Here is a 2,826-nt window from a genome sequence, read left to right on the forward strand (position 1 = left end):
CTATGAGCAGCGGCTGATTCGCGAAGCCATCACGGCCCGCACCGGCCAGCGCTTCCTCGCTGGCCTGCACAGCGACGAGGCGATGTTCCGCCACCTGATGAACAACGCCATCGCCAGCAAACAAGCGTTGAATCTGGCGCTAGGGGTGAGCCTGAGCAGCGAGCAGGTAGCGGCGCTGACTCACGATATCGTCTGGCTCGAAGAGCACGAGGTGGCGGGCGAGAGGGTGCTGGTGCCGGTGCTCTACCTGGCCCAGGCCAATGGGCGCCTGGCGCCCAACGGCGCGTTGATCCAAGGCCGCGACGTGGCGTTGATCAGCGGTGGCGAGCTGAACAACCAGGGCACCCTGCGCGCCAGCGGCGATCTTCAGCTACAGGCTGCGAACATCGCCAATAGCGGCCTCATGCAGGCCAACGAGCGCCTGCAACTGCTGGCGACCGACAGCATCCGCAACGCCCAGGGCGGCATCATCGCCGGGCGCGATGTCAGTCTCATTGCCCGTGAAGGCGACATCGTCAATGAGCGTAGCGTCACTCAACATGCGGCCAGCATAGGCTCCCATCGCTGGGGGCAGACCTACGTCGACAACGCTGCCCGCATCGAAGCCGCCGACAGCCTCAGCCTGGCGGCTGGGCGCGACGTGAGCAACCTCGGCAGCGTGCTCGACAGCCGCGGCGACCTGAGCATCCAGGCTGGCCGCGACGTTACCGTCGCTTCCGTGCAGGAGGGTCAGTACCAGACCCGCGGCAACTGGTTCGTCAATGAACGGGTAACCCAGGTGGGCGCTGAAGTGAGCGCTGGGCGTGATCTGGATATCGCCGCCGGGCGCGATCTGGGTGTGGTGGCCAGCCGCGTTACGGCAGGCCGCGATATTGACCTCGGTGCCGAGCGTGATCTAGTGCTCTCCAGCGCCGCAGACGAGAGCCACCTCCTTTCACGCAGCAAGAAAGTCACCCAAAGCCGTGATCAGATCACCCAGCAATCCAGCGAGATCCAGGCCGGTCGTGACATCAGCCTTGGGGCTGGCAATGACCTCAGTGTGATCGCTAGCCGCGTACAGGCGGGCAACGATGTCGACATCGATGCCGGGCAGGACATCAACATCCTATCGGCCCAGGACGAAAGTGCCTCCTACTACTTCAAGAAGAAGAAAGGCTCCTTCGGGCGTAGCAGCAGCAAACAGCAGGAGAGCTATAACAGCACCAACATCGCCTCGGTTATCGAGGCGGGCAACGACCTCACTGTCAACACCAGCAAGGCTGCCAATGGCGCCCTGAATCTCGACGGTGGTCGCGACGTCACCGTCATCGGCAGCCAGCTCAGCGCAGGTAACGACCTGCTTGTTGGTGGCGCAGGTGATGTGGCCGTGCTGTCCGGTGTCGAGGAGCACGGCTCTTACTCCAAGAAAACCAAGTCCGGTTTCCTCGGCCTCTCGAAGAGCGGCAGCAGCCAGCTCAAGACCAGCGCCACCCAGGTCGCCAGCGAACTGGAAGCGGGCAACGACGTGGTCATCGCGGCAGGCAACGACATTCGTCTGCGCGCCAGCACCACCGATGCCGGTAACGACGTCGAGCTGCGCGCAGGCCTGGTAAAAGACACCGGGGACATCAACCTGGTGTCGGCCAATGACGAGGCCTATAGCCGCAGCGAGTCGTACAAGAAGAAGTTTGGCCTGCCAGGCAGCGACGCTGTCGGGTTAGCCGTGGGTACGCCAAGCTGGGGTGGTGACATTGCCATCTCCAGTGCCAAGAAGAGCGGCCAGGAAATCATCCGCTCCACCAACGCAGGCAGCCAGGTCAACGCCGAGCGTGATGCTTCGCTGATCGCTGAGCGCGATATCAATGTAGTGGGCAGTGGCGTCAGTGCGGGTCGTAACGTGCTGCTCGATGCCGGGCGTGATGTAAACGTCGTTGCAGGTAGCAGCAGCGAACAGGTCACGTCGTGGAAGAACACCAAGACCGTGGGCCTCATGCATAGCGCAGATGGCAATGGTGTGAGTGCCTTTGCCGGAGCCGAGTCGCTCAAGGATAAGACCCGTACCTCTGAGCAGACTGCGGCGGCCAGCCAGATCAATGCCGGTTTGGACCTGGATGTACGGGCCGGGCGCGATATCCGGCAGCAAGGTTCGGACATGCAGGCCGGCTACGACCTGAACATGAGGGCCGGGCGCGACATCGTCGTCGACTCAGCGGGGGAAGCGTCGAGCATCGAGCGAGAGCAGAGCCAGAAGCGTAGTGGTTTAGGCGTCACGGTTAATCACAACTTCGAGCGTACTAAAGATGCGGTAAGTGGTGCTGGCAAAGGTGAGAACTCTGTCAGCCAGGCCTCGAGCACGCTCAAGGCAGTGGACTCCGTCAGTCAGTTCCTGGCCGGGCCGACGTTCGATGCGCACTTCGGCAGTACCAGCCAACGCCAGAGCGTCAGCCAGACCGTGGTTGGAAATCGCGCTTCGACGTTGCAAGCGGGTAACGACATCAACCTGGAAGCAGGTAATGACGTTCAGGTACGCGGCGCTCAGTTCCAGTCTGGACGTGACATCAATGTCAGTGGCCGGGACATCGTTCTCGATGTCGCCCGGGGCGAGCAGAGCTATGATAGCCAGCAGAGCCAGGGTAAAGGCGGGATAGTCGGCGGCACCAGCGGTGGCTTCAAGGTTGGTATCGGCGGCAGCCGTGGCGTAGCCGGTGAAGAGGGCAGCCAGGGAACTACCAGTGCCGCGGTGCTCAATGCCGAACGTGATGTCAATCTCAACGCCCGCAATGACCTGAACCTGATCGGTACGCAGGTTCAAGCAGGGCGCGATATCGATCTCAACGCCGGCAACGA

1 protein-coding gene is annotated in these 2,826 nt (G+C 62.3%); it reads left to right on the forward strand.

Features of this window, described 5'->3' with window-relative positions; translation table 11 throughout:
- Positions 1-2,826, forward strand: a 2,826-nt coding sequence (locus BVH03_RS26040) for a hemagglutinin repeat-containing protein (protein WP_371915371.1), incomplete at both ends; no start/stop codon positions are given.

The sequence above is a fragment of the Pseudomonas sp. PA15(2017) genome (assembly GCF_001945395.1).
In the GTDB taxonomy this organism is placed as follows: Bacteria; Pseudomonadota; Gammaproteobacteria; order Pseudomonadales; family Pseudomonadaceae; genus Aquipseudomonas.